Consider the following 21111-nt stretch of genomic DNA (forward strand, 5'->3'; position numbering starts at 1 on the left):
CTCAAGCCCCCGCATGTTCAACGGGGTGCTTCTCGAGCCACGCGTTCTCCGCATCCTCGAACAGGCGGGAGCGGGTGAGAAAGCGCATACCGGTAGGCCGTTCCAGTGAAAACATGCCGCCGCTCCCGGGAACGACATCAATAATCAATTGCGTGTGCTGCCAGTACTCGAACTGCGATTCGCTCATGTAGAACTTCACGCCGGCAATCGTCCCAAGTCGTACATCTGAGTTGCCAAGCATAAACTCCGTCGACGGAAAGCACATCGGTGCGCTGCCGTCGCAACACCCGCCGGATTGATGAAAGATGAGCGGCCCGTGCTCGGCGCCCAGTGACTGAATCAGCGCCACCGCTGCGGGCGTCGCGACCACGCGCGCAACTTCGACTTCGTCTGACATGACGTTTCCTCGAAAAAGAGGGCGGACCGCTCCAAGCGGGCCGCCCAACAGGAGCACTGCTTCAGAAGAAGCCGAGCGGCTTGTCGCTGTAGCTGACGAGGAGGTTCTTCGTTTGCTGGTAGTGGTCGAGCATCATCCTGTGGTTCTCGCGACCGATGCCCGACTGCTTGTAGCCGCCGAATGCCGCGTGCGCGGGATACGCGTGATAGCAGTTGGTCCACACGCGCCCGGCCTGGATCTGCCGGCCGAAGCGATAGGCGCGCGTGCCGTCGCGGGTCCAGACGCCGGCGCCGAGACCGTAGAGCGTGTCGTTGGCGATCTCCAGCGCTTCTTCCTCGGTCTTGAAGGTCGTCACGGAAACGACCGGTCCGAAGATCTCTTCCTGGAAGATGCGCATCTTGTTGTGGCCGCGGAACACGGTCGGCTTCACGTAGTAGCCCTTGCTCAGCTCACCGGCCAGCGTGGTGCGCTCCCCACCGATCAGGCATTGCGCGCCTTCCTGCCTGCCAAGATCGACATACGAGAGGATCTTCTCGAGCTGCTCCTGTGAAGCCTGCGCGCCGATCATCGTCTTCGTGTCGAGCGGATGCCCCTGCGTGATGGCGGCCACCCGCTTGAGCGCGCGTTCCATGAAGCGGTCGTAGATCTTTTCGTCGATCAGCACGCGCGACGGGCATGTGCACACTTCACCCTGATTCAGCGCGAACATCGCGAAGCCTTCGAGCGCCTTGTCGAAGTAGCTGTCGTCGTGGTCGATCACGTCGGCAAAGAAGATGTTCGGGCTCTTGCCGCCGAGTTCGAGCGTCACCGGAATGATGTTCTGGCTCGCGTACTGCATGATCAGACGGCCGGTCGTCGTTTCACCGGTGAAGGCGATCTTGGCGATGCGCCGGCTCGACGCGAGCGGCTTGCCGGCTTCCAGGCCAAAGCCGTTGACGATGTTCACCACGCCCGGGGGCAGCAGGTCGTGGATGACCTCCATCAGCACGAGAATCGACGCCGGAGTCTGCTCGGCGGGCTTGAGCACGACGCAGTTGCCGGCGGCCAGCGCGGGCGCGAGCTTCCACACCGCCATCAGGATCGGGAAATTCCACGGAATGATCTGGCCGACCACGCCGAGCGGCTCATGGAAGTGATACGCCACCGTGTCGTCGTCGATCTCGGAGATCGAACCTTCCTGCGCACGCACACAGCCCGCGAAGTAGCGGAAGTGATCGATGGCGAGCGGGATGTCGGCGGCCATCGTTTCGCGCAGCGGCTTGCCGTTGTCGATGGTTTCCGCGACGGCGATACGCTGCAGGTTCGCTTCCATGCGATCGGCGATGCGGTTCAGGATGTTCGCGCGATCGGTGGTCGAGGTCTTGCCCCAGGCGACCTTCGCACGATGTGCGGCGTCGAGCGCGAGTTCGATATCGGCTTCGCGTGAACGGGGAATCGACGTGAACGGCTCGCCGGTGATCGGCGAGAGGTTGTCGAAGTATTCGCCACCGACGGGCGCCACCCATTCGCCACCGATGAAATTGCCATACTGCTTTTTGTACGGGAATTCGACGTTGAGAAACTGCATGTCTGCATGGTTCATCTGTGTGCTCCTCACATGTGTGATGATTTGTCGTCGGCGCTTGAATCGCTGGCCGCGAATCGCATACGCCAGAAGCGTGCCAGTGAGCTTTCCGGCGTGAATCATGCGGGTGCGGCAGGCACCTTCATGGCGCATACCGCCTCGAGTGTTCAAGCTGTTCACAAGAAGCGCGCCGTTTCTGAACAGCGCGCGTTCACCTGTTCAGGACTGGAACAACGCCTGAGCGCGGGCGCTCGCAGGCGAGCATCCCGGCGCACGGCATGGGATTTGCGTTTCAGGTCGTGATTGAGTTTTCAGGCACTCCGGGCATGACGAGTCATCTTCCTGTCATCGATACTTCATCCGCGCAAACGATGCGCGGCGACAGCACGCGCGTGCAAACCTGCGTCGCGCACGATGCCGACGAACAGGCCCGCAACCTGCAAGGCTGGAGCCAGACCTACGATCAACTCACCGCGGGCGCCTTCGTTGGCACGCTGACGGAGTTGTCGCTGGAGCACATGCATGTTTTCTGCGAGACGACTAGCCATACGCTGCGGCAGAGCTGCGAGGTGCCGTCGGACGCATACTGGTTTGGCGTTCCCGTGCGTCGCGATGTGCCGGGGCGCATCGACGCGAATGTCATCGACGACGGCGCGATTGCCTTCCGTCCGGGGGGCATCGAATTCGAACTGATCACGCCAGCGGGCTATGAGATTTTCGGCGTGGTGGTGAAGGGCGAGGTACTGCGCCGGTATGCGGCCGACGTCGAGCATCTGGGGTTGATCCACCATCTTCCGGATACAGAGGTTGTCCCGATCGGTGAGGCGCACAAGGCGCGCCTGTGCGCCTCCTTGCGCCAGATCCTCGATGACGGCGCGAACAGCGGGGCGCCGTTGACGGGCTTTGCGCGCGACAGTCTGCAGTCGTCGGTGCTGGCTTCGCTGTTCGATCTCTGCGCGCAGCCTCACGTGGAAGCCGGCGCAATACCGACGAAGCCGCGTCGGCACTGGATCGTCTCTGAAGCGCGCGAATATGTGCTGGCGAATCGCGAGCGGCCGGTTGGCGTGCCGGAGCTATGCGAGAAACTGCATGTGAGCCGCAGGACGCTGCAATACTGCTTTCAGGACGTGCTAGGCATGGCACCGGCGACCTATCTGCGTACGATCCGCCTGAACGGCGCACGACGCGAACTGTACGAAGCGGCGCGGTCGGTGCAGGATGTGGCGGCAGCCTGGGGTTTCTGGCATCTGAGCCAGTTCGCGACGGATTACCGCAAGCTTTTCGGCAAGCGTCCCTCGGAGACGTTGAAGGAGTCGATGCCCAACCGGCACGCTCTCAGCCCTTTGGATTCCGACCTGCGCGTGACACACTGACAGATCACCCTCGACTGATTGACGAACGCAGCGCGTCGCGTGCATTGACGCTCGTCATCATCACCAGACTCCAGTTTTCCCGCCTGGACCTCAGGCGGCCTATGTCTGCTCCGGCGCGTATCGCAATGATCCTGGCGTAGTCAGCGTTTCGCCCGTCTCGAGGAGCGTTTTGAGACCGGAGAGCACCATCGGCCAGCCGCCGTACAGCTCAGGATTGGCTTCGTCGCGCAACTGGTCGTGGATGGCCGTCAGACGGCACGAATCGGCGATCTGCTCGATTTCCCAGGTGACCCGCGAGGTGCCTTCGCGTTTGACGTCGTCGCTCCATAGGGCTCTGAAACTCTGAACCAGCCGGCGCGGCGGATCGACCTCCAGATTCTCACCTTCGAGAATCGGACTGTGAGCCGGGAAGCCGGTCGTCGCCTGGTTTCCGCTCACGCCTTCGTAGCGCGAGCCGTGTGTCCGTGACGAGCAGACCGAACGTGTATTTCGCCCGCATCTGCGTGCTGGTGATCGCCTCCCAAAGGCGTTCGGGCGTCGTCTTGATGTAAATCTCGAACACTTTCTGCATCGTCTCCTCCAGTTGGTGCTTGAGGTCGTTCAAGGTCGCGGCCCAAATCCCGTCTTTCGACGATGGCACTTCGGGCCGACGATTTGTGGTCTAGTACGTAAATCGAGCCAGTTGCAGACGAATGCAGAGCGCAACCGCTGCCAGATTCCGGGCAATGCATGGCAAATCCGCGCAAAACCCGCCAAAACCGGTTTCGCGGAAGCGTTTCGTGCGAAACTGCCGGGCTTTCAGGATGACGCACCACGAAATCCGCGCGCGGCTTCAGCTTCGCACGCGTGGCGAGGCTCAACAGACAACCGGATCGGGCAGGAGAATCAATGATGTTTACATGTAGAAACCAGTCGTGCGGCGCGCAGTGGGAGCAGTCGGACGTCGTGATCAAGAATGAAGGGCAGGGGCTCCTGTTTCGCTGCCCAATGTGCGGCGCGCGCAATTACGTCGAACGTTTCGATGCGGACGACGGCACGATCGTCTACGAGCAGATCGAAGGCCGTCCGTTCCAGTAATCCATCGAACGCTCAACGACATCGAAAGACACCATGACCAAACCGACTCCCGCCCCATTCAGTCAGCTGCCGCTGCCCCCAGCGATGCTGGCCAACCTTACGCAGCTCGGCTACCTCGAGATGACGCCGATCCAGGCCGCGAGCCTGCCGGTCGCGCTTGCCGGCCAGGATCTGATCGCGCAGGCGAAAACCGGCAGTGGCAAGACCGCCGCGTTCGCGCTGGCGTTGCTGGCGCGCCTCGACGTGCGCAACTTCGCCGTCCAGGCGATGGTGCTGTGCCCGACGCGCGAACTGGCCGATCAGGTGACGCAGGAAATCCGCCGTCTTGCGCGCGCCGAGGAAAACATCAAGGTGCTGACGCTGTGCGGCGGTACACCGATGCGTCCGCAGACGGCGAGCCTCGAACACGGCGCGCATATCATCGTCGGCACGCCGGGACGGATCATGGACCACCTGGAGCGCGGCAGCCTCGATCTGAAGGCGCTGAACACGCTCGTTCTCGATGAAGCCGATCGCATGCTCGACATGGGTTTCTTCGACGACATCGCGACCGTTGCGCGCCAGTGCCCGAAAGAGCGTCAGACGCTGCTCTTTTCCGCGACGTATCCGGACGGTATCGGCAAGCTCAGTCAGCAGTTCCTGCGCAATCCCAAGGACGTCAAGCTCGAGGAGCGTCACGACGAAAGCAAGATCCGCCAGCGCTTCTATGAAGTGACGGAGAACGACCGTCTGCATACGGTCGGTCTTTTGCTGAATCACTTCCGGCCGGTTAGCACCATCGCGTTCTGCAATACGAAACAGCAGTGCCGCGACCTGCTCGACGTGCTGGTCGCGCAGGGCTTTCACGCGCTCGCGCTGCACGGCGAACTCGATCAGCGCGAACGCGATCAGGTGCTGATCCAGTTCGCGAACCGGAGTTGCTCGGTGCTCGTTGCAACCGACGTCGCGGCGCGCGGTCTCGATATCGCGCAGCTGGAAGCCGTGATCAACGTGGACGTAACGCCCGATCCTGAGGTGCATGTGCACCGTATCGGCCGTACCGGACGTGCCGATCAGGACGGCTGGGCACTGAGTCTCGCGAGCATGAACGAGATGGGACGCGTGGGCAGTATCGAGCAGGCGAACGGCCGCGAAGTCGAATGGCATCCGGTTTCGGAATTGACCGCCGCCAGCAACGAACCTCTTTTGCCGCCGATGGAGACGCTACAGATTCTCGGCGGCCGCAAGGAAAAGATCCGTCCAGGCGATGTGCTCGGCGCACTGACCGGTGAAGCGGGCTTTGCCGGTACGCAGATCGGCAAGATCAACGTGACGGAATTCTCGACCTACGTGGCGATCGAGCGCGGCATCGCGCGCGATGCGCTGCGCAAGCTTAGCGTCGGCAAGGTGAAGGGCAAGAAGGTGAAAGTCCGCTTGATGGACGAGTGAGGTTTGCCCGGCGCACCTCGCGCGCGTCGGCTTATCGAAAGCGTGTCTGCTGCAACATCTGACCCCTCAGTTTCTCAAGCCGCGCGTCGCCTTCTCCGCCCCGCCCAGGCGCACGGGCGACGCACGGCATGACGTAAACGCATGCTGCGCATGACAAACTTTCGATTGTGGCTGCGTATTGGCTGATGCCTAATCCGCATTACAGGATGGGGCCGGTATCAAAAGAGCGCCCCATCGACATGCAGCCCGATGGAGGAACCCTCATGCAGAGCGCCATGCAAGCACGCTCGAAACTGCCCGACGTTGGCACGACAATCTTCACCGTCATCGGCCAGCTCGCCGCCGAACACGATGCGCTGAACCTGTCGCAAGGTGCGCCGAATTTCGCGCCGGACGCGAAGCTCGTCGACGGCGTGGCAGAAGCCATGCGCGCGGGTCATAACCAGTACGCGCCAATGGCCGGTATCGACGCATTGCGTGAGGCGCTGGCGAACAAGGTGGAAGCGCTGTACGGCGTGCGCTACGACGCGTCGAGCGAAGTGACTGTGATTGCGAGCGCGAGCGAAGGCCTGTACTCGACGATCAGCGCGCTGGTTCACCCGGGCGATGAGGTGATCTACTTCGAGCCGTCGTTCGACAGCTATGCCCCGATCGTACGGCTGCAGGGCGCGACGCCGGTGCCGATCAAGCTCTCGCTGACGGACTTCCGTGTGAACTGGGATGAGGTCTCCGCGGCCATTACGCCGAAGACCCGCATGATCATCATTAACACGCCGCACAATCCAACCGCGACGATTTTCAGCGATGCCGACATCGAGCGCCTGAAAGCCGTCACGCGCAACACGGACATCGTGATTCTGTCCGATGAAGTGTACGAACACGTCGTGTTCGACGGCGCCAGGCATCAAAGCATGGCGTGCCACCGCGAACTCGCGGAACGCAGCGTGATCGTGTCGTCGTTCGGCAAGTCGTATCACGTGACGGGCTGGCGCGTAGGCTACTGCCTCGCCCCCGCCGCGCTGATGGATGAGATCCGCAAGGTCCACCAGTTCATGGTGTTTTCCGCGGATACGCCGATGCAATACGCGTTCGCTGACGCGCTGAAAAACCCGGAAAGCTATCTCGGTCTCTCTGCGTTCTATCAGCAGAAGCGGGACCTGTTGACGCATGCATTGCGCGAGTCGCGCTTCGAACTGCTGCCGAGCGAAGGCAGTTTCTTCCTGCTCGTGCGTTTCCGCAGTTTCTCCGACGAAAGCGACAGCGATTTCGTGCTGCGCCTGATCCGCGACGCGCAGGTCGCGACGATTCCGCTCTCGGCCTTCTACACCGACGGCACGGATTCGGGCCTGATCCGCCTGAGCTTTTCGAAGGACGACGCGACGCTGATCGAAGGCGCGCGCCGGCTGTGCTCGATCTGAGGAGCGCACGATGACGCAGATGGACAAGACGCTCACCGCCGCCGTCGTGCAGATGAGCAGCACCGACGATGTCGCACGCAATCTGGAAGAGGCGCGTCATTGGGTGACGGAGGCGGCGCGCGCGGGCGCGACGCTCGTGAGCCTGCCGGAATACTTCTGCTGGATCGGTAACGACGAAGCACAACGCGTCGCACTTGCAGAACAGTTCGGCGACGGGCCGATCCAGCAGGCACTCGCGCAACTCGCACACGAAACGGGCACGTGGCTGATCGGCGGCACCGTGCCGATCCGGCCGGACCACGGTCCGCAGGTCGGCACGCATGCGTACAACACCGCGTTGCTATTCGATCCCTCGGGCGAGTGCCGCGCCCGTTACGACAAGATCCATCTGTTCAGCTTCAGCCAAGGCACCGAGCAACATGCGGAAGGCGACACGATGGTGGGCGGCGACAGCGTCGGCACGGCGCATGGACCGTTCGGCAATCTGCGCCTGTCGGTCTGCTACGACCTGCGCTTTCCCGAGTTGTATCGCGCGGGACCGGCCGCCGATGTCATCGCCGTGCCTGCCGCTTTTACTCACACGACGGGCCTTGCGCACTGGGAATTGCTGCTGCGCGCCCGGGCCGTCGAGAATCAGGCGTATGTGCTGGCATCGGGCCAATGCGGTACACACCCGAATGGCTGGCGCACTTTTGGTCACAGTATGATCGTCGGGCCGTGGGGCGAAGTCCTCGTACGACTCGACGACGAACCCGGCTTCGCCATCGCGACCCTTGGATCGTCGGTGCTGGATGCCGTGCGTGAACGTCTGCCGGTGCTGACGCATAAACGCATTGCAACGCCGTCAGACGTCACAACAAACTAACGCTATCAACGGGAAGGAGATCACCCATGAAGTTGCTCAGGAACCTGCTGGTGCTGGCATGCGCTTTCGCATCTGTGTCGGCCATTGCGGCCGACGCGTCAACGCTGCGCTTCGGCCTCGAAGCGCAATATCCGCCGTTCGAATCGAAGGGCGCTAACGGCGAGTTGCAGGGCTTCGATATCGACATCGGCAAAGCTGTCTGCGCGAGTGCGCATCTGAAGTGCTCGTGGGTTGAGACTTCGTTCGACGGTTTGATCCCCGCGCTGCAGGGCCGCAAGTTTGACGCGATCAATTCGGCGATGAACGCGACGGAGAAGCGTCGTCAGGCAATTGATTTCACCAACATCATTTACCGCGTGCCGACCCAGCTGATCGCGCACAACGGCAGCGGCCTGCTGCCGACGCCCGAATCGCTGAAGGGCAAGCGCGTAGGCGTGCTGCAGGCTTCCATTCAGGAGACGTTCGCGAAGGCGCATTGGGAGCCGGCGGGTGTCACCGTCGTGCCGTATCAGGATCAGAACCAGGTCTATGCCGACCTCGTTGCCGGTCGCCTCGACGCGACGCTCGTGCTCGCGCCGGCAGGGCAGACGGGTTTCCTGTCGCGTCCGGACGGCAAGGACTTTGCGTTCGTTGGCCAGCCCGTGCGTGACGACAAGATCCTGGGCAGTGGTATCGCGTTCGGTATCCGCAAGGGGGATGCCGAATTGAAGAAGCAGCTGGATACGGCGATCGCCAGGGTGCAGGCCGACGGCACCGTGAAGACGCTGGCCCAGAAGTACTTCGGCAACATCGACGTTTCGCCGAAGTAACATCCACTCTCGCGCTCGCCAGTGCCGTTGCGGCGTCTGAGCGATTGCCGCGGAACCGGTGTTCCGCGGCGATCATGCGGCGCTTGAGCAAGGGCACTTTGTTCACCACTCGCAGGCAGGTGCGCATCGCGCCGAGCGCCACGCGCCCGAGACGGGCCCCACGGCCCACATCGGATAGTCGCGGGTGTTGTTGTAGAGAAGGCCTGGCCAGCGTGCGATCAATTCGGCGTCGTTGCCGCCGATGCCGTTCTTCTCGTTCGGCTGAAGCTTCTCGCCGTTCACACTCCACGGCGAGCACAGCCTGCCCAAGGCGCCGATAATCGAGCAGGTGCTGGTGTGGTCGCCGGGGAACCGGAATCCTTGTCTTGGGCGGTTTCTGGCGTTGACCTGGGCGTGGGTGGGAACGGGCGGCGGCGGAAAAGAAAAAGGCCGGTCAGCTTTTGCTGACCGGCCTTTCAAATTCTTTGGTGGGGCGTGAGTGACTCGAACACTCGACCTACGGATTAAGAGTCCGCTGCTCTACCAACTGAGCTAACGCCCCCCAACAGACTGCGAATTATGCAGAAGTTTTTGAGACTTGCCAAGCCCCTTTCGCAGATTTCTTAAAAAATCTACGTCTCCGCCTGGTACTAGACGCGCCGATGCCCAGCCCTTCAACGTACACCCAAAACACACCCTCCACGCGCTGCCGGTATCATGACGCCACAACACGTCGCGCATCGCATCGCGCGGCCTGAACTGGGGACAAACGATGGACGACAACGCAATTCGCGAACTTCTCGACCGCGTGCTCGCGCCATGGGTTCGCTCGCTCACGCTCACACCAGTAAAAGTCGACGAAGAAAGCGCCACGCTGCGCCTGCCGTTCTCTGGCGAGTTGCGTCACTCGGGCGGTGTCATTTGCGGCCAGGTCTTCATGGCGGCCGCCGATACGGCGATGGTCGTCGCCATTTCCGCCGCCCTTGGCGGCTTCAAGCCGATGACCACCGTGTCGCTCAACATCAGTTTCATGCGCGCCGTCCGCAAGGGAGATGTGCTGATTACGGCGCGCGTGCTGCGACTCGGGCGCAATCTCGTCTTCGGTGAAGTCGAGCTGTTCGACGATGACGGCCGGATGGCCGTCCACGCCACCACCACCTACGCGCTGCTCGACTGACGACAGCTACCGCGCACTTTGCCGCCAGACGCGTCCGACGCGCCGCATTCGAAGGAAACAGCAACAATGTTCGATCAGGTCGTATTCGCAGGTGGCGGCAATCGCTGCTGGTGGCAGGCGGGCTTCTGGGATGTCATCCAGCCGGAACTGGACATTCGGCCGCGCGTCATCGCAGGCATCTCGGCGGGCGCCGCGACCGCGTGCATGCTCTACACGCGCGATTCTGACTGGGTGATGCGCTACTACGAGAACGCCCTACGCGCGAACACGAAAAACGCTTACTGGGGCAACCTGTTGCGCGGGCAGTCGGTGTTTCCGCACTATCGGATCTACCGTCAGGCGCTCCTCGATATCTACGGCGAAGCGTTCTCGAAGCTCTCACACGCGCCGGAGATCCGCGTCGGCGTTTCGCATCTGCCTCGCTGGCTGGGTGCGCGCAGCGCAGTTGCGGCGGGCCTGATCGCGTACAACATCGAGAAATACGTCCGCAAGACGCTGCACCCGACGCTCGGTCAGACACTCGGATTCCATCCGGAATTCGTCCGTGCGCAGGATTGCCCGACTGTCGCGGATCTCGCCGACCTGATTCTGCAATCGTCGAGCACCCCGCCTTTCACACCGGTTTTGCGCCGCAATGGCCGGCCGGTGCTCGATGGCGGGATGGTTGACAATGTGCCGGTCGGTGCGCTCGACGAAACGCCTGGCATGGTGCTCGTGATGGTCACGCGGCTCTACCCACGGCCGCAGATGTTCGTCGTGCCGCACGGGACGCAGCAGCGTCTCTATGTTCAACCGTCCCGCAAGGTGCCGATCTCGAGCTGGGACTACACGAGCCCGTCGCAGATGCAGCATGCGTACAACCTCGGACGCGCAGACGCCGAGCAATTCCTGCAACGCATGCCGGACGTGCTGGAGGCTGCAGCACACGATTGACGCGGGCGCGCACGCACACACCTGCGCGCGGCGCGACCAGGGTTCGACAATGACCTCTAGCGCCGTCGTCCGCCCTGCATGGCTTCCGGGTTCGCAACGCTGGACATGTCGCCATTGTCGAACGCGAGGATGTTCCTGAATGCTGCGCCGAAATACAGCTCGTAGCTTTCGCGCTCCACGTAGCCGATGTGCGGTGTGCAGATGACGTTCTCCATACGCAACAGGCTGTATCCCTGGAGGATCGGCTCGCTTTCGTAGACGTCGATGGCGACCATGCCAGGCCGGTTGTGCGACAGCGCGCTCATCAGCGCGTTTTCTTCCAGCAGTTCCGCTCGGCTCGTGTTGACGAACAGCGCAGTGGGTTTCATGCGCATCAGATCTTCCTGCGTGACGATGCCACGCGTATCGTCGTGCAGGCGCAGATGCAGCGACAGCACGTCGCTTTGCTCGAAAAGTGCTTCACGGCTTTCCGCGACGCCATAACCGTCCGCCTTCGCCGCTTCCCGCGAATGTTCGCGGCCCCAGACCAGCACATTCATGCCGAATGCCTTGCCGTAACCGGCGACCAGGCGGCCGATCTTGCCATAGCCCCAGATGCCGAGCGTCTGGCCACGCAGCACGGTGCCCAGACCGAAGTTCGGCGGCAGCGCCGACGTCTTCAGCCCGGACTGCTGCCAGGCCCCTTGCTTAAGGTTTGCTACGTATTGCGGAATGCGCCGTTGCGCGGCCATGATGAGGGCCCACGTCAGTTCGGCGGGCGCGATCGGCGAGCCGGTGCCTTCCAGCACGGCAATGCCGCGCTCGGTACACGCCGCCATTTCGATGTGGCTCGACGCTTTGCCGGTCTGACTGATCATGCGTAGATGGGGCAGCTTGTCGAGGAGTTGGGAGCTGATGCGAGTGCGTTCGCGAATCAGGACAAGAGCATCGACTTCGGAAAGCCGGCTTGCCAGTTGCCCGAGACCGCGGACGGTATTGTTGAAAACCTTGACCTCATGGTCGGCCAGCATCTGGAAACAATCGAGTTTGCGAACGGCGTCCTGGTAATCGTCGAGGATGGCAATCTTCATGGCTTTTGTGTTTTGCGGCGCACGTGTCGGTGCGGAACGGAGTGATAAGCTTAATGTCCCAACATGTGAATGAACGTCCATGCTGGTTTGGTTGGATGCCCTGCAAAATAAGGGGCCAGAGCGGCCCCGCGAACTGCAGACAAGATTTACCTCGTTTTTAACAGTTTGTTGCCAATCGATGCAAGCCGCTTTACAGACGGTTTCGAACAGCAAGCTGGTTAGCCCGCGACGATATGCACAATCGGGCGCGCCGCGCAGGTGGCACGTGAGGATTGGACGCCTCTCGCAAGCAGCGTCGATGGGCTGGTACCGTTTTTCTTTCAATAACACGACGGAGACAGCTCGATGAATCATCCAGCATTTACGGGTAACCCGGCCGTAGAGGCGCCGGCCTGGGTCAAACACCGAAAATTGATCGAATGGGTTCAGCGCGTCGCTGCGCTGACGAAGCCGGAGCGCGTCGTGTGGTGCGACGGCTCGCAAGAGGAGTACGACCGGCTGTGCGCGCAGATGGTCGAAGCGGGCACGCTGAAAAAGCTCAATCCGGCGAAGCGGCCGAATTCGTATCTGGCCTGCTCCGATCCATCGGACGTGGCACGGGTCGAGGACCGCACTTTCATCTGCTCGGAGCGCCGCGAAGATGCTGGCCCGACCAACAACTGGATCGCGCCGGCCGAGATGCGCTCGACGCTCGACGGTCTCTTCGAAGGCGCAATGCGCGGCCGCACGATGTACGTCGTGCCGTTCTCGATGGGCCCGCTAGGCTCGCCGATCGCGCATATCGGCGTCGAGTTGAGCGACAGCCCGTACGTGGTGACGAACATGCGCATCATGACCCGTATGGGTCGCAAGGTGTACGACGTACTTGGTGAGGATGGTAAGTTTGTGCCGTGCGTGCACTCGGTCGGGGCGCCCCTCGCCGCCGGCGCGAAGGACGTACCGTGGCCATGCAACAGCACCAAATACATCGTCCATTTTCCTGAGGCGCGCGAAATCTGGAGCTACGGCTCGGGCTATGGCGGCAACGCGCTGCTTGGCAAGAAGTGCTTTGCGCTGCGCATCGCGTCGACCATGGGCCGCGATGAAGGCTGGCTTGCTGAGCACATGCTGATTCTCGGCGTGACGTCGCCGGAAGGGCGTAAGTATCACGTTGCAGCGGCGTTCCCTTCGGCCTGTGGCAAGACCAACTTCGCGATGTTGATTCCGCCGGAAGGGATGAGCGGCTGGAGCATCTCGACGATCGGCGATGACATTGCGTGGATCAAGCCGGGCAGGGACGGGCGCCTGTACGCGATCAACCCGGAAGCCGGCTACTTTGGCGTCGCGCCGGGTACGAGCGAGAAGACGAACTCCAACGCGATGGCGACGCTGAAGGAAAACGTGATTTTCACGAACGTTGCGCTGACCGACGAAGGCGATGTCTGGTGGGAAGGCATGACCGACGAACCGCCGGCACACCTGATCGACTGGCAGGGCAAGGACTGGACGCCCGCCATTGCAAAGGAAAGCGGCCGCAAGGCGGCACACCCGAATGCGCGATTCACGGCACCAGCATCGCAATGCCCGTCGATCGACGCCGATTGGGAGAATCCGGCAGGCGTGCCGATCGATGCATTCATCTTCGGTGGCCGCCGCTCGACGACCGTGCCTCTCGTCACCGAGGCGCGCAACTGGGTCGAAGGTGTGTACATGGCTGCGACAATGGGTTCGGAGACGACGGCTGCCGCGGCGGGCCAGCAGGGCATCGTACGACGTGACCCGTTCGCGATGCTGCCGTTCTGCGGCTACAACATGAGCGACTATTTCGGCCACTGGCTCAAGGTGGGCGAGCGGCTCGGGCAACTGAACGCGAAGCTGCCGAAGATTTTCTGCGTGAACTGGTTCCGCAAGGGAGCCGATGGCAAGTTCGCGTGGCCAGGTTTCGGCGAGAACATGCGCGTGCTGCATTGGATGGTCGGGCGCATCGAAGGCTCGGCGCAAGGTGCCGAGCATGCGTTCGGTGTGTCGCCCGGGTACGACGATATCGACTGGCACGGTCTCAATTTCACCCGCGAGCAGTTCGAAGAAGTCATCTCGGTTGACGACGCGGCATGGCGCGATGAACTCGCCCTGCATGCGGAACTCTTCGACACGCTGCGGCACGGGTTGCCGCAGGCGCTGGGCGAAACACGCGCGACATTGGAAGAACGCCTCGCCGCCTGATAACGTGAGTACACGCTTCGAAAAAAGACCGCCGAAAGGCGGTCTTTTTACGTTTACGCAGCATTCCCGGACTGTTTTGGCCCCCTCTCCTGGCGCTGCGATTGGCTGAGGTCTTCTCTGTTTCCTGCTCGCAGACAGTCGTAGCTGCGGTGCAGCATATTGTTTCCTTATGCGGAACAATCAATGAGCGTCACTTACGTTGAAGGGCACAGTCGCACAAATTTTTATGAAAATGCGGCGTTTCAAGGCAACTTCTGCACGATCTTCAGAGTCGGAGGAGAATTCGCAGTTCGCTTCGCCTCTTACTGGGTAGATAAAAGCTGTACCACGGCAGGAGTTGTCTTATGGATCATTTGCAGTCGATGCGAGTTTTCGTCCGGGTGGCGGATCTCGGTAGTTTTGCCCGCGCAGCCAGCGCGATGGATATATCCAATGCAGTTGCAACCCGGCACGTCGCCGACCTCGAGGGTCGCCTCGGTACGCGACTACTCAACCGCACAACCCGCAGCCTGTCTCTGACTGAATCGGGTCAGGTTTACCTGGAACGCGCCCGCCAGATTCTCGACGAGCTGGAAGACGTCGAGCAGATGGTGGTGGCGCGAAATCACGAGCCTGTCGGCACGCTGCGTATCGTCGCGCCAGTCGTATTCGGCCTGCACAACCTGGCGCCGGTGCTGCAGACGTACGCCGAGCGCTATCCGAAGGTCGTGCCGGACGTGACGCTCGTCGACCGGCAGGTCGACCTCGTCGAGGAAGGCTTCGATGTCGGCGTCGTGATCGCGCGGCACATGCGCAGCGCGAGCATCGTCACGCGCCGCCTGACGACCGGTTGCATGACGGTCTGCGCGACCCCCGCCTATCTCGAGAAGCACGGCACACCGACGCGTCCCGAGCAACTGCTGGAGCATCCATGCCTGAGTCTGCCGTCCGAATACTGGGGCGATGAGCGGGTCTTCACGGGGCCAGACGGCGAGGTGCGTGTGCGTCCGACGAACGTGATCGTCGCGAACAACACGGAAATGCTGCGCCAGTTCGCGCTGCTTGGTATGGGCATCGCGATCCTGCCAAGCTATCTGATTGGACGTGATACGACGCGCGGCAAGCTTGTGCGCCTGCTCGGCGATTACCGGCTGCCGCAGGTCGAGATCAATATTGCCTACCCGAGCCGCCGTCATCTTCCGGCGAAGGTGCGTACGTTCATCGATCACCTCGTCGAGCATTTCAGCCAGACGCCGAATAGCAAACTGGGCGAACAGTGGATCAAGGACGGTCTGGTCCAGCCTTCTTCGCTCGCCATTGCGCCGTCGTCGGGGTCAATGGCGCCTGAAGCGTTTGACGGTGCCGAACCGCGCTCGAGCCTGCTCGATCGCGAACTGCCAGCGCCCAAGCCACCCAAGACAGCGGTGCGACCCAGGCCGACGGCTCTGTCGCCGCTGTAACGCCCGGGAAGCGTCAGGCGCTGCCGTGCACGTTGTGCGGCGTGCACGCCTGTCGATGGTGGCAATCTAGCGGCAAAGAAAAAGGCGCAGCCGTGAATCCCACGGCTGCGCCTTTTTTGTCCCCTGCTAGAAGCGAGGACCGGAAACGCGTATTACGAACCAGTCTTGCGCGCGGCCGCTTTCTTTGCGGGAGCCTTCCTGGCCGCAGCGGTTTTGGTTGCGGTCGTTTTACTTGCGGCGGTTTTCGCCGCCGCCTTTTTGGCAGGCGCGGTTTTCGCCGTTGCGCCGACTTCCGTTTCCAGTTCCATCTCGGCTTTTCCTGCTGTTTTGGCTGCGGTCTTTGCAGCGGTTTTCACCGACGCCTCCTTCTTCTCGAATTCGAAACCAATCTTGCCGTCGCTCTGCTTGACGAGGAACGCCTTGAAGTTGCGGCCGGTGCGCGACGACTTGAAGTTCGTCAACAGATCCGTACGTCCTTCTTCCAACAGCTTCGCCATCTGATCGCGACCAATTTCCTGTTGCAGGATTACTTTGCCTGAGCGGAAGTCGCACGTCTTTGGATTGGCAACCGAGTTTTCGCAAACGTAACTCATGCCGTGCTCGAATACGCGCCCTTTGCACTTCGGGCATGCGCCGACCGGTTCCTGCTCGGAGAAGTCAGGCGGTTCGCCGTCTTCGCCACCCTGATCCTGACCGAAGTCGAATTCGAGCTTGTAGTTCTTCGTCTCGTCGTCGAAAGCAAGCTTGAGGATCGCAGAGAACGGCCGGCCCATCTTGCTGCGGAAACCCGACAGCGGACCGATCGTCTTGTTCTGCAGCAACTCTTCAACTTCCGTGATCTCGAACTGGCGGCCGCCCGGAATCTTCGAGATCGAGAACTCACACTTCGAGCATGCAAAGCGCCGATAGTTTTCCTTCACCTGGCCGCCGCAATTGGGGCAAGGCGTTTCGAGCGTTGCGTAATCGCCTGGGATGGTGTCGGAGTCGTATTCCTTCGCGCGCTTGACGATGGTCTGCGTCATGCGAGCGATTTCCTGCATGAAAGCGTCGCGCTTGAGGTGGCCGCGCTCCATCTGCGCTAGCTTGTGCTCCCATTCGCCAGTGAGTTCGGGGGCCGTAAGTTCTTCGACGCCGAGTCCGCGCAGCAGCGTCGTCAGCTGGAATGCCTTGGCGGTCGGAATCAGATCGCGTCCTTCGCGTATGAGGTACTTTTCGCCAAGAAGCCCTTCGATAATGGCGGCGCGCGTGGCTGGCGTGCCCAGACCCTTGGCTGCCATTGCTTCGCGCAGTTCGTCGTCTTCGACCAGCTTGCCTGCGCCTTCCATCGCCGACAGTAAAGTCGCTTCGTTGTAGCGTGCGGGCGGTTTGGTCACCAGTTGCTGGGCGGCGATCTTGTCGGTCTTGACCTTTTCGTCTTTCTGCACCGGTACGAGGTTCGCGTCTTCGCCGCTGATCTCGCGGCCGTAGACTTGCAGCCAGCCCGGTTCGACGAGTACCTTGCCCTCGGTCTTGAAGTGATGGCCGACCACTTCCGTGATCCGCGTCGTCACCTTGTATTCGGCGGCGGGGAAGAACACGGCAAGGAAGCGCTTCACGACCAGGTCGTACAGCTTCTGCTCGGGCTCGGACAGCGACTTCGGCGCCTGCAGCGTCGGGATGATTGCGAAGTGGTCGCTGATCTTCGAATTGTCGAAGATGCGCTTGTTCGGCTTCACCCAGCCCTTGTCCAGCACCTGCTTCGCGAACGGCAGGTAATTGTTGCTCTCCTTCAGCATGTCGAGCGTGCTCTTCACAGTCTCGATATAGTCTTCCGGCAGGGCGCGGGCGTCGGTACGCGGATAGGTGAGCACCTTGTGCTTTTCATACAGCGCCTGGGCGAGCCCGAGCGTATTTTTCGCCGAAAAGCCGAAGCGGCCGTTGGCCTCGCGCTGCAGGCTCGTCAGGTCGAACAGCGCCGGGGACAGCTGTGTGGACGGCTTCGATTCTTCCGACACCCTGCCGATCTGGCCGCGACAGGCGGCGACGATCGTTTCGGCGGCCGGCAGACTCCAGAGGCGCGAATCGCGTTTCTCCGGATCGAACTCGTCGCGCTTGAACTTCGGGTCGAACCAGCGGCCTTCGTAGAAGCCGCCCGCGCAGACGAACTCTGCTTTCACTTCCCAGTAGTCGCGCGGCACGAACCGGCGAATCTTTTCTTCGCGCTCAACGACGATCGACAGCGTCGGCGTCTGCACCCGCCCGACAGTGGTCAGGAAGAAGCCGCCGCCCTTGCTGTTGAAGGCTGTCATCGCCCGCGTGCCGTTGATGCCGACCAGCCAGTCAGCCTCGGAACGGCAGCGCGCGGCGTCGGCGAGCGGCTGCATTTCCTCGTCGCTACGCAGACGGGCAAACCCTTCGCGGATCGCGGCAGGCGTCATCGACTGCAGCCAGAGGCGCTGGACTGGCTGTTTGGCTTTCGCGTGCTGTGCAATCAAACGGAAAATCAGCTCACCCTCGCGCCCCGCGTCACACGCGTTAATCAGGTGGTCGATGTCTTTGCGCTTCAGCAGCTTCGTGAGCACCTTGAGCCGCGATTCGCTTTTTGCGATCGGGTTCACGTCGAAATGCGGGGGAATGACGGGTAGATTGGCGAAACTCCATTTGCCGCGCTTGACCTCGTATTCTTCGGGCGCTGCGATTTCGAGCAGGTGGCCGACCGCCGACGAAAGGACGTACTCGTCGCTTTCGTAGTATTCGTCATGCTTGGTAAACCCGCCCAAAGCCCGCGCGATGTCGTTCGCGACGGAAGGCTTTTCGGCGATGATCAATGCTTTGGACATGACTGGATGTGAGTATGTGGATCCGGGTTTATGGCCCTTTAACGACCGCTTTATAGCACACAGCGCGGAAACGTCGACTCCTGTGCGTAAAAAAGCGGCTCATCATAAGTGGGTGCCTGTGTTTCCGGCAAGCGCGCAGCCTAGCCGCAAGCAAGGCAAGTGCCGCCCGTCCGGCAATACTCGCCGGACCTTCGCCGGCTCCCGTAATTGCGTGATGACTCTGCGTAGCCGCCGCGTACCACCGGCGCGTCAGGCAACGGCCAGCGCCGGCCGCAGCTTCGGCGCTCCGGTCATGCCCGGCAGGCCGTAGAGATCGGAAAGCATGCGTTCGACGATCGCAGCTTGCGGCAGCACCGTGCCAAAAAAGCGCGTGGTGATGGCATCTTCGATCAGGACCGTCGGAAAATTCTCCACGTCGAGATCGTCGAAGCGGTCGGCGTGCGTTTCGATGTCTATCCACGCGAAGCAGATATCTGGATGCCGGTCCGCAAGGCGGTCGAAAGTTTCTCTATATTCCCTGCAGGTGCCGCACCATTCCGCGCACAGACAGGCAACGAACAGGGTGTCGTGGTTATTGACGCGCTCGGCGATCCGGTCTGCGTCGGTGTCGAGATTCAGCGCGGGCATGGTGGTTCCTTGCGTACTTTTATCAGGTGCTTTGGCGCGAATGTAGCATGGCGCGCCGTCAATTGTGGTTCGCCCGCACGAATCGGCCGCCTGGTAATGCGGTGAGATAGCCGCCCAGTTCAAGCTGCAGCAATGTGCCCTGAAGCGCTGCCTCTTCCATCTCGGTGCGGACAGCGAGGATTTCAAGCGTGGCAGGCGAATGACCCAACGCGTCCAGCAGGCGCCTTGCATCCGGCGTCAACGACGAGGCAGGTGACACCACTTCTCCAGGCGCTGGTGCGACGGGCCGGACAGCCCAGCCCAGTTCGTCGAGGACGTCTTCCGGTGTTTCGACGAGCTTTGCGCCCTGTTTGATCATCCGATGACATCCGCGCGCAAGCGGCGCATGGATGGAACCGGGGATGGCGAACACATCCCGCCCCATTTCATTCGCGAGGCGAGCCGTGATGAGCGAGCCCGATCGCATCGCGGCTTCCACGATCAGCACGCCGCTCGACAGACCGGCGATCAGCCGGTTTCGTTGTGGGAAATGCGCGGAGCGGGCGGACGTGCCGAGCGGCCACTCCGAGACGATCGCGCCTGCTGCAGCGATCTCATGGGCAAGCTGATGATGGATGGCCGGATAAACGACGTCGGCCCCGGTGCCTATTACCGCAATCGTGCTGCCTGCACCGCCCAGCGCGCCACGATGCGCAGCGGCGTCGATACCGAGCGCAAGCCCGGACACCACAGCGAGCCCCGCGTCCGACAGCGCCCGCGCGAACCGGCGAGCGTCTTCGACACCTTGCGGCGTAGCGTTGCGGCTTCCTACGATGGCAACGCTGCGGGTGTTGAGCAAATCGAGGCATCCTTTCGCATAAAGCAGCGGTGGCGGATCGGTCATCGTAAGCAGGGCGGGCGGATAAGCCGGATCGCCCAGTGTCAGTACTTCATTGCCAGGCTCGTGGCGCCATCTGAGGACGTTAGTCAGGTGGCGGTCGAAATCGGGATCCGGAGCGGCCAGTACGGCGCGTGCAGTGGCCTCATCGGTGATTGCCGCTATTGCCGCGAACGTCTGCCCAAGGAGTGCGGCCGGCAGCCCGAACGCGTCAAGCAGCGAGCGCAATGGGGCTGGCTTCAGCCCTCGCGCCATCGATAGCCGCAGCCACGCGGCGAGTTCATCATCGGTCATTGGCAATGTGTGCATCGCTTATCAGTCCTCTTGCGGCCAGCGGGGAGGCGGTCGCCATGCTAAAATTTTCATCATCCGAAATTTGCAGCGCTGCGTCTGCCCGCGTGCCTTCCGTCCGTGTGCCGACGGCGCGTCGAATCGAACCAGTTCGAGCGCATATCCTCCGCATAACGCGACGGGCTCACAAGCTGGCCAGGTGGCTAGCAGCGTGGTGCGCCGGAGTGCGCGGCGCTCACTCATTCAACTCAGGACCATGGCTTTACTGAACATCCTCAATTACCCGGACAAGCGGCTGCACAAGATTGCGAAGCCCGTGGATGTGGTCAACGACGGCATCCGTAAGCTTGTCGCTGACATGGCCGAAACGATGTACGCCGCACCGGGCGTCGGACTGGCTGCAACGCAGGTCGACGAGCATGTGCGCGTGATCGTGATCGACGTTTCGGAAACACACGACGAACTGCGCACGTTCATCAACCCGGAAATCATCTGGTCGAGCGACGAGAGAAAGCTCTCCGAAGAAGGCTGTCTGTCGGTGCCGGGCATCTACGACAATGTGGAACGTGCCGAGAAGGTGCGCGTACGGGCGCTCAACGAAAAGGGCGAGACCTTCGAACTCGACTGTGAAGGCCTTCTCGCCGTCTGCGTTCAGCACGAAATGGATCACCTGATGGGCCGCGTGTTCGTCGAGTACCTGTCACCGCTCAAGCAGACGCGCATCAAGAGCAAGATGAAGAAACTCGCGCACGCGATGTAACGCGCG

At 61.7% G+C, this 21111-nt stretch carries 19 protein-coding genes and 1 tRNA gene; 11 read left to right on the top strand and 9 right to left on the bottom strand.

Annotated elements, in window-relative coordinates; translation table 11 throughout:
- Window position 1: 1 nt before the first annotated feature.
- Together B0G77_RS06955 and adh are read right to left on the bottom strand one after the other, a co-directional pair.
- Window positions 2-397: a DUF779 domain-containing protein gene (locus B0G77_RS06955; protein ID WP_133661453.1), complete on the bottom strand. Its 396-nt coding sequence runs from the start codon at window positions 395-397 to the stop codon at window positions 2-4.
- Window positions 398-458: 61 nt separating this feature from the next.
- On the bottom strand, window positions 459-1979 hold the full coding sequence (gene adh / locus B0G77_RS06960) for an aldehyde dehydrogenase (RefSeq protein WP_133660785.1): 1521 nt from the start codon (window positions 1977-1979) through the stop codon (window positions 459-461).
- A 353-nt stretch (window positions 1980-2332) separates the two neighbouring features.
- Here adh and B0G77_RS06965 point away from each other — a divergent pair, with 353 nt between their 5' ends.
- Entirely contained in the window at window positions 2333-3334 is a 1002-nt protein-coding gene (locus B0G77_RS06965; protein ID WP_243751106.1) for a helix-turn-helix domain-containing protein, read from the top strand.
- A gap of 99 nt (window positions 3335-3433) precedes the next feature.
- Here the strand turns inward: B0G77_RS06965 and B0G77_RS06970 are convergent, their stop codons facing one another.
- Window positions 3434-3772, bottom strand: a complete 339-nt coding sequence (locus B0G77_RS06970; RefSeq protein WP_243750949.1) for an SRPBCC domain-containing protein — start codon at window positions 3770-3772, stop codon at window positions 3434-3436.
- 453 nt (window positions 3773-4225) lie between these two features.
- On the opposite strand from B0G77_RS06970, the gene B0G77_RS06975 reads away from it, so the two are divergent.
- The 5 genes from B0G77_RS06975 to B0G77_RS06995 all read left to right on the top strand — a co-directional run bounded on the left by B0G77_RS06975 (window position 4226) and on the right by B0G77_RS06995 (window position 8931).
- Window positions 4226-4411 carry a hypothetical protein gene (locus tag B0G77_RS06975; RefSeq protein ID WP_133661454.1) on the top strand — a complete coding sequence of 62 codons (186 nt, stop codon included), beginning with the start codon at window positions 4226-4228 and terminating at the stop codon, window positions 4409-4411.
- A gap of 33 nt (window positions 4412-4444) precedes the next feature.
- Window positions 4445-5839: an ATP-dependent RNA helicase DbpA gene (gene dbpA / locus B0G77_RS06980; protein ID WP_133661455.1), complete on the top strand. Its 1395-nt coding sequence runs from the start codon at window positions 4445-4447 to the stop codon at window positions 5837-5839.
- Window positions 5840-6102: 263 nt separating this feature from the next.
- Window positions 6103-7257: a pyridoxal phosphate-dependent aminotransferase gene (locus B0G77_RS06985; protein ID WP_133661456.1), complete on the top strand. Its 1155-nt coding sequence runs from the start codon at window positions 6103-6105 to the stop codon at window positions 7255-7257.
- Between the two features lie 10 nt (window positions 7258-7267).
- Complete coding sequence (locus B0G77_RS06990; protein ID WP_133661457.1) at window positions 7268-8122, top strand: carbon-nitrogen hydrolase family protein; 855 nt, start codon at window positions 7268-7270, stop codon at window positions 8120-8122.
- A 26-nt stretch (window positions 8123-8148) separates the two neighbouring features.
- On the top strand, window positions 8149-8931 hold the full coding sequence (locus tag B0G77_RS06995; RefSeq protein WP_133661458.1) for an ABC transporter substrate-binding protein: 783 nt from the start codon (window positions 8149-8151) through the stop codon (window positions 8929-8931).
- 102 nt (window positions 8932-9033) lie between these two features.
- Here the strand turns inward: B0G77_RS06995 and B0G77_RS07000 are convergent, their stop codons facing one another.
- Window positions 9034-9213 (bottom strand): hypothetical protein, encoded by a 180-nt coding sequence (locus B0G77_RS07000; RefSeq protein WP_133661459.1) that lies wholly within the window; start codon window positions 9211-9213, stop codon window positions 9034-9036.
- A 183-nt stretch (window positions 9214-9396) separates the two neighbouring features.
- Window positions 9397-9472: transfer RNA gene (locus B0G77_RS07005), tRNA-Lys, on the bottom strand.
- Window positions 9473-9682: 210 nt separating this feature from the next.
- Between B0G77_RS07005 and B0G77_RS07010 the strand changes: the two genes are divergently transcribed.
- The gene (locus tag B0G77_RS07010) at window positions 9683-10087 is read left to right on the top strand and encodes a PaaI family thioesterase (RefSeq protein WP_133661460.1); all 405 of its coding nucleotides are present in this window, start codon (window positions 9683-9685) and stop codon (window positions 10085-10087) included.
- A gap of 66 nt (window positions 10088-10153) precedes the next feature.
- Window positions 10154-11020, top strand: coding sequence for a patatin-like phospholipase family protein (locus B0G77_RS07015; protein WP_133661461.1), 867 nt, complete (start codon window positions 10154-10156; stop codon window positions 11018-11020).
- Between the two features lie 56 nt (window positions 11021-11076).
- Here B0G77_RS07015 and B0G77_RS07020 read toward each other — a convergent pair whose 3' ends face one another.
- Entirely contained in the window at window positions 11077-12090 is a 1014-nt protein-coding gene (locus tag B0G77_RS07020; protein ID WP_133664062.1) for a D-2-hydroxyacid dehydrogenase family protein, read from the bottom strand.
- A 345-nt stretch (window positions 12091-12435) separates the two neighbouring features.
- Here B0G77_RS07020 and B0G77_RS07025 point away from each other — a divergent pair, with 345 nt between their 5' ends.
- Both B0G77_RS07025 and B0G77_RS07030 read left to right on the top strand, forming a co-directional pair.
- Window positions 12436-14292, top strand: coding sequence for a phosphoenolpyruvate carboxykinase (GTP) (locus B0G77_RS07025; protein WP_133661462.1), 1857 nt, complete (start codon window positions 12436-12438; stop codon window positions 14290-14292).
- Window positions 14293-14636: 344 nt separating this feature from the next.
- Complete coding sequence (locus B0G77_RS07030; RefSeq protein WP_133661463.1) at window positions 14637-15731, top strand: LysR family transcriptional regulator; 1095 nt, start codon at window positions 14637-14639, stop codon at window positions 15729-15731.
- Window positions 15732-15883: 152 nt separating this feature from the next.
- Here B0G77_RS07030 and B0G77_RS07035 read toward each other — a convergent pair whose 3' ends face one another.
- The 3 genes from B0G77_RS07035 to dprA form a co-directional block, all read right to left on the bottom strand.
- The gene (locus B0G77_RS07035) at window positions 15884-18550 is read right to left on the bottom strand and encodes a DNA topoisomerase III (RefSeq protein ID WP_133661464.1); all 2667 of its coding nucleotides are present in this window, start codon (window positions 18548-18550) and stop codon (window positions 15884-15886) included.
- A gap of 249 nt (window positions 18551-18799) precedes the next feature.
- Window positions 18800-19177, bottom strand: a complete 378-nt coding sequence (locus B0G77_RS07040; RefSeq protein WP_133664063.1) for a thioredoxin family protein — start codon at window positions 19175-19177, stop codon at window positions 18800-18802.
- 58 nt (window positions 19178-19235) lie between these two features.
- Window positions 19236-20363: a DNA-processing protein DprA gene (dprA, locus tag B0G77_RS07045; RefSeq protein ID WP_133661465.1), complete on the bottom strand. Its 1128-nt coding sequence runs from the start codon at window positions 20361-20363 to the stop codon at window positions 19236-19238.
- Window positions 20364-20601: 238 nt separating this feature from the next.
- Here dprA and def point away from each other — a divergent pair, with 238 nt between their 5' ends.
- The gene (def, locus tag B0G77_RS07050) at window positions 20602-21105 is read left to right on the top strand and encodes a peptide deformylase (protein WP_133661466.1); all 504 of its coding nucleotides are present in this window, start codon (window positions 20602-20604) and stop codon (window positions 21103-21105) included.
- Window positions 21106-21111: the final 6 nt, after the last annotated feature.

The sequence above is a fragment of the Paraburkholderia sp. BL10I2N1 genome, assembly GCF_004361815.1.
Classification (GTDB): domain Bacteria; phylum Pseudomonadota; class Gammaproteobacteria; order Burkholderiales; family Burkholderiaceae; genus Paraburkholderia.

Bases quoted from the DNA above. Each gene is read 5' to 3' on its own strand.
- B0G77_RS06955 (WP_133661453.1), bottom strand. From the start codon at position 397: ATGTCAGACGAAGTCGAAGTTGCGCGCGTGGTCGCGACGCCCGCAGCG.
- adh (WP_133660785.1), bottom strand. From the start codon at position 1,979: ATGAACCATGCAGACATGCAGTTTCTCAACGTCGAATTCCCGTACAAA.
- B0G77_RS06965 (WP_243751106.1), top strand. From the start codon at position 2,333: ATGCGCGGCGACAGCACGCGCGTGCAAACCTGCGTCGCGCACGATGCC.
- B0G77_RS06975 (WP_133661454.1), top strand. From the start codon at position 4,226: ATGTTTACATGTAGAAACCAGTCGTGCGGCGCGCAGTGGGAGCAGTCG.
- dbpA (WP_133661455.1), top strand. From the start codon at position 4,445: ATGACCAAACCGACTCCCGCCCCATTCAGTCAGCTGCCGCTGCCCCCA.
- B0G77_RS06985 (WP_133661456.1), top strand. From the start codon at position 6,103: ATGCAGAGCGCCATGCAAGCACGCTCGAAACTGCCCGACGTTGGCACG.
- B0G77_RS06990 (WP_133661457.1), top strand. From the start codon at position 7,268: ATGACGCAGATGGACAAGACGCTCACCGCCGCCGTCGTGCAGATGAGC.
- B0G77_RS06995 (WP_133661458.1), top strand. From the start codon at position 8,149: ATGAAGTTGCTCAGGAACCTGCTGGTGCTGGCATGCGCTTTCGCATCT.
- B0G77_RS07010 (WP_133661460.1), top strand. From the start codon at position 9,683: ATGGACGACAACGCAATTCGCGAACTTCTCGACCGCGTGCTCGCGCCA.
- B0G77_RS07015 (WP_133661461.1), top strand. From the start codon at position 10,154: ATGTTCGATCAGGTCGTATTCGCAGGTGGCGGCAATCGCTGCTGGTGG.
- B0G77_RS07020 (WP_133664062.1), bottom strand. From the start codon at position 12,090: ATGAAGATTGCCATCCTCGACGATTACCAGGACGCCGTTCGCAAACTC.
- B0G77_RS07025 (WP_133661462.1), top strand. From the start codon at position 12,436: ATGAATCATCCAGCATTTACGGGTAACCCGGCCGTAGAGGCGCCGGCC.
- B0G77_RS07030 (WP_133661463.1), top strand. From the start codon at position 14,637: ATGGATCATTTGCAGTCGATGCGAGTTTTCGTCCGGGTGGCGGATCTC.
- B0G77_RS07035 (WP_133661464.1), bottom strand. From the start codon at position 18,550: ATGTCCAAAGCATTGATCATCGCCGAAAAGCCTTCCGTCGCGAACGAC.
- B0G77_RS07040 (WP_133664063.1), bottom strand. From the start codon at position 19,177: ATGCCCGCGCTGAATCTCGACACCGACGCAGACCGGATCGCCGAGCGC.
- dprA (WP_133661465.1), bottom strand. From the start codon at position 20,363: ATGCACACATTGCCAATGACCGATGATGAACTCGCCGCGTGGCTGCGG.
- def (WP_133661466.1), top strand. From the start codon at position 20,602: ATGGCTTTACTGAACATCCTCAATTACCCGGACAAGCGGCTGCACAAG.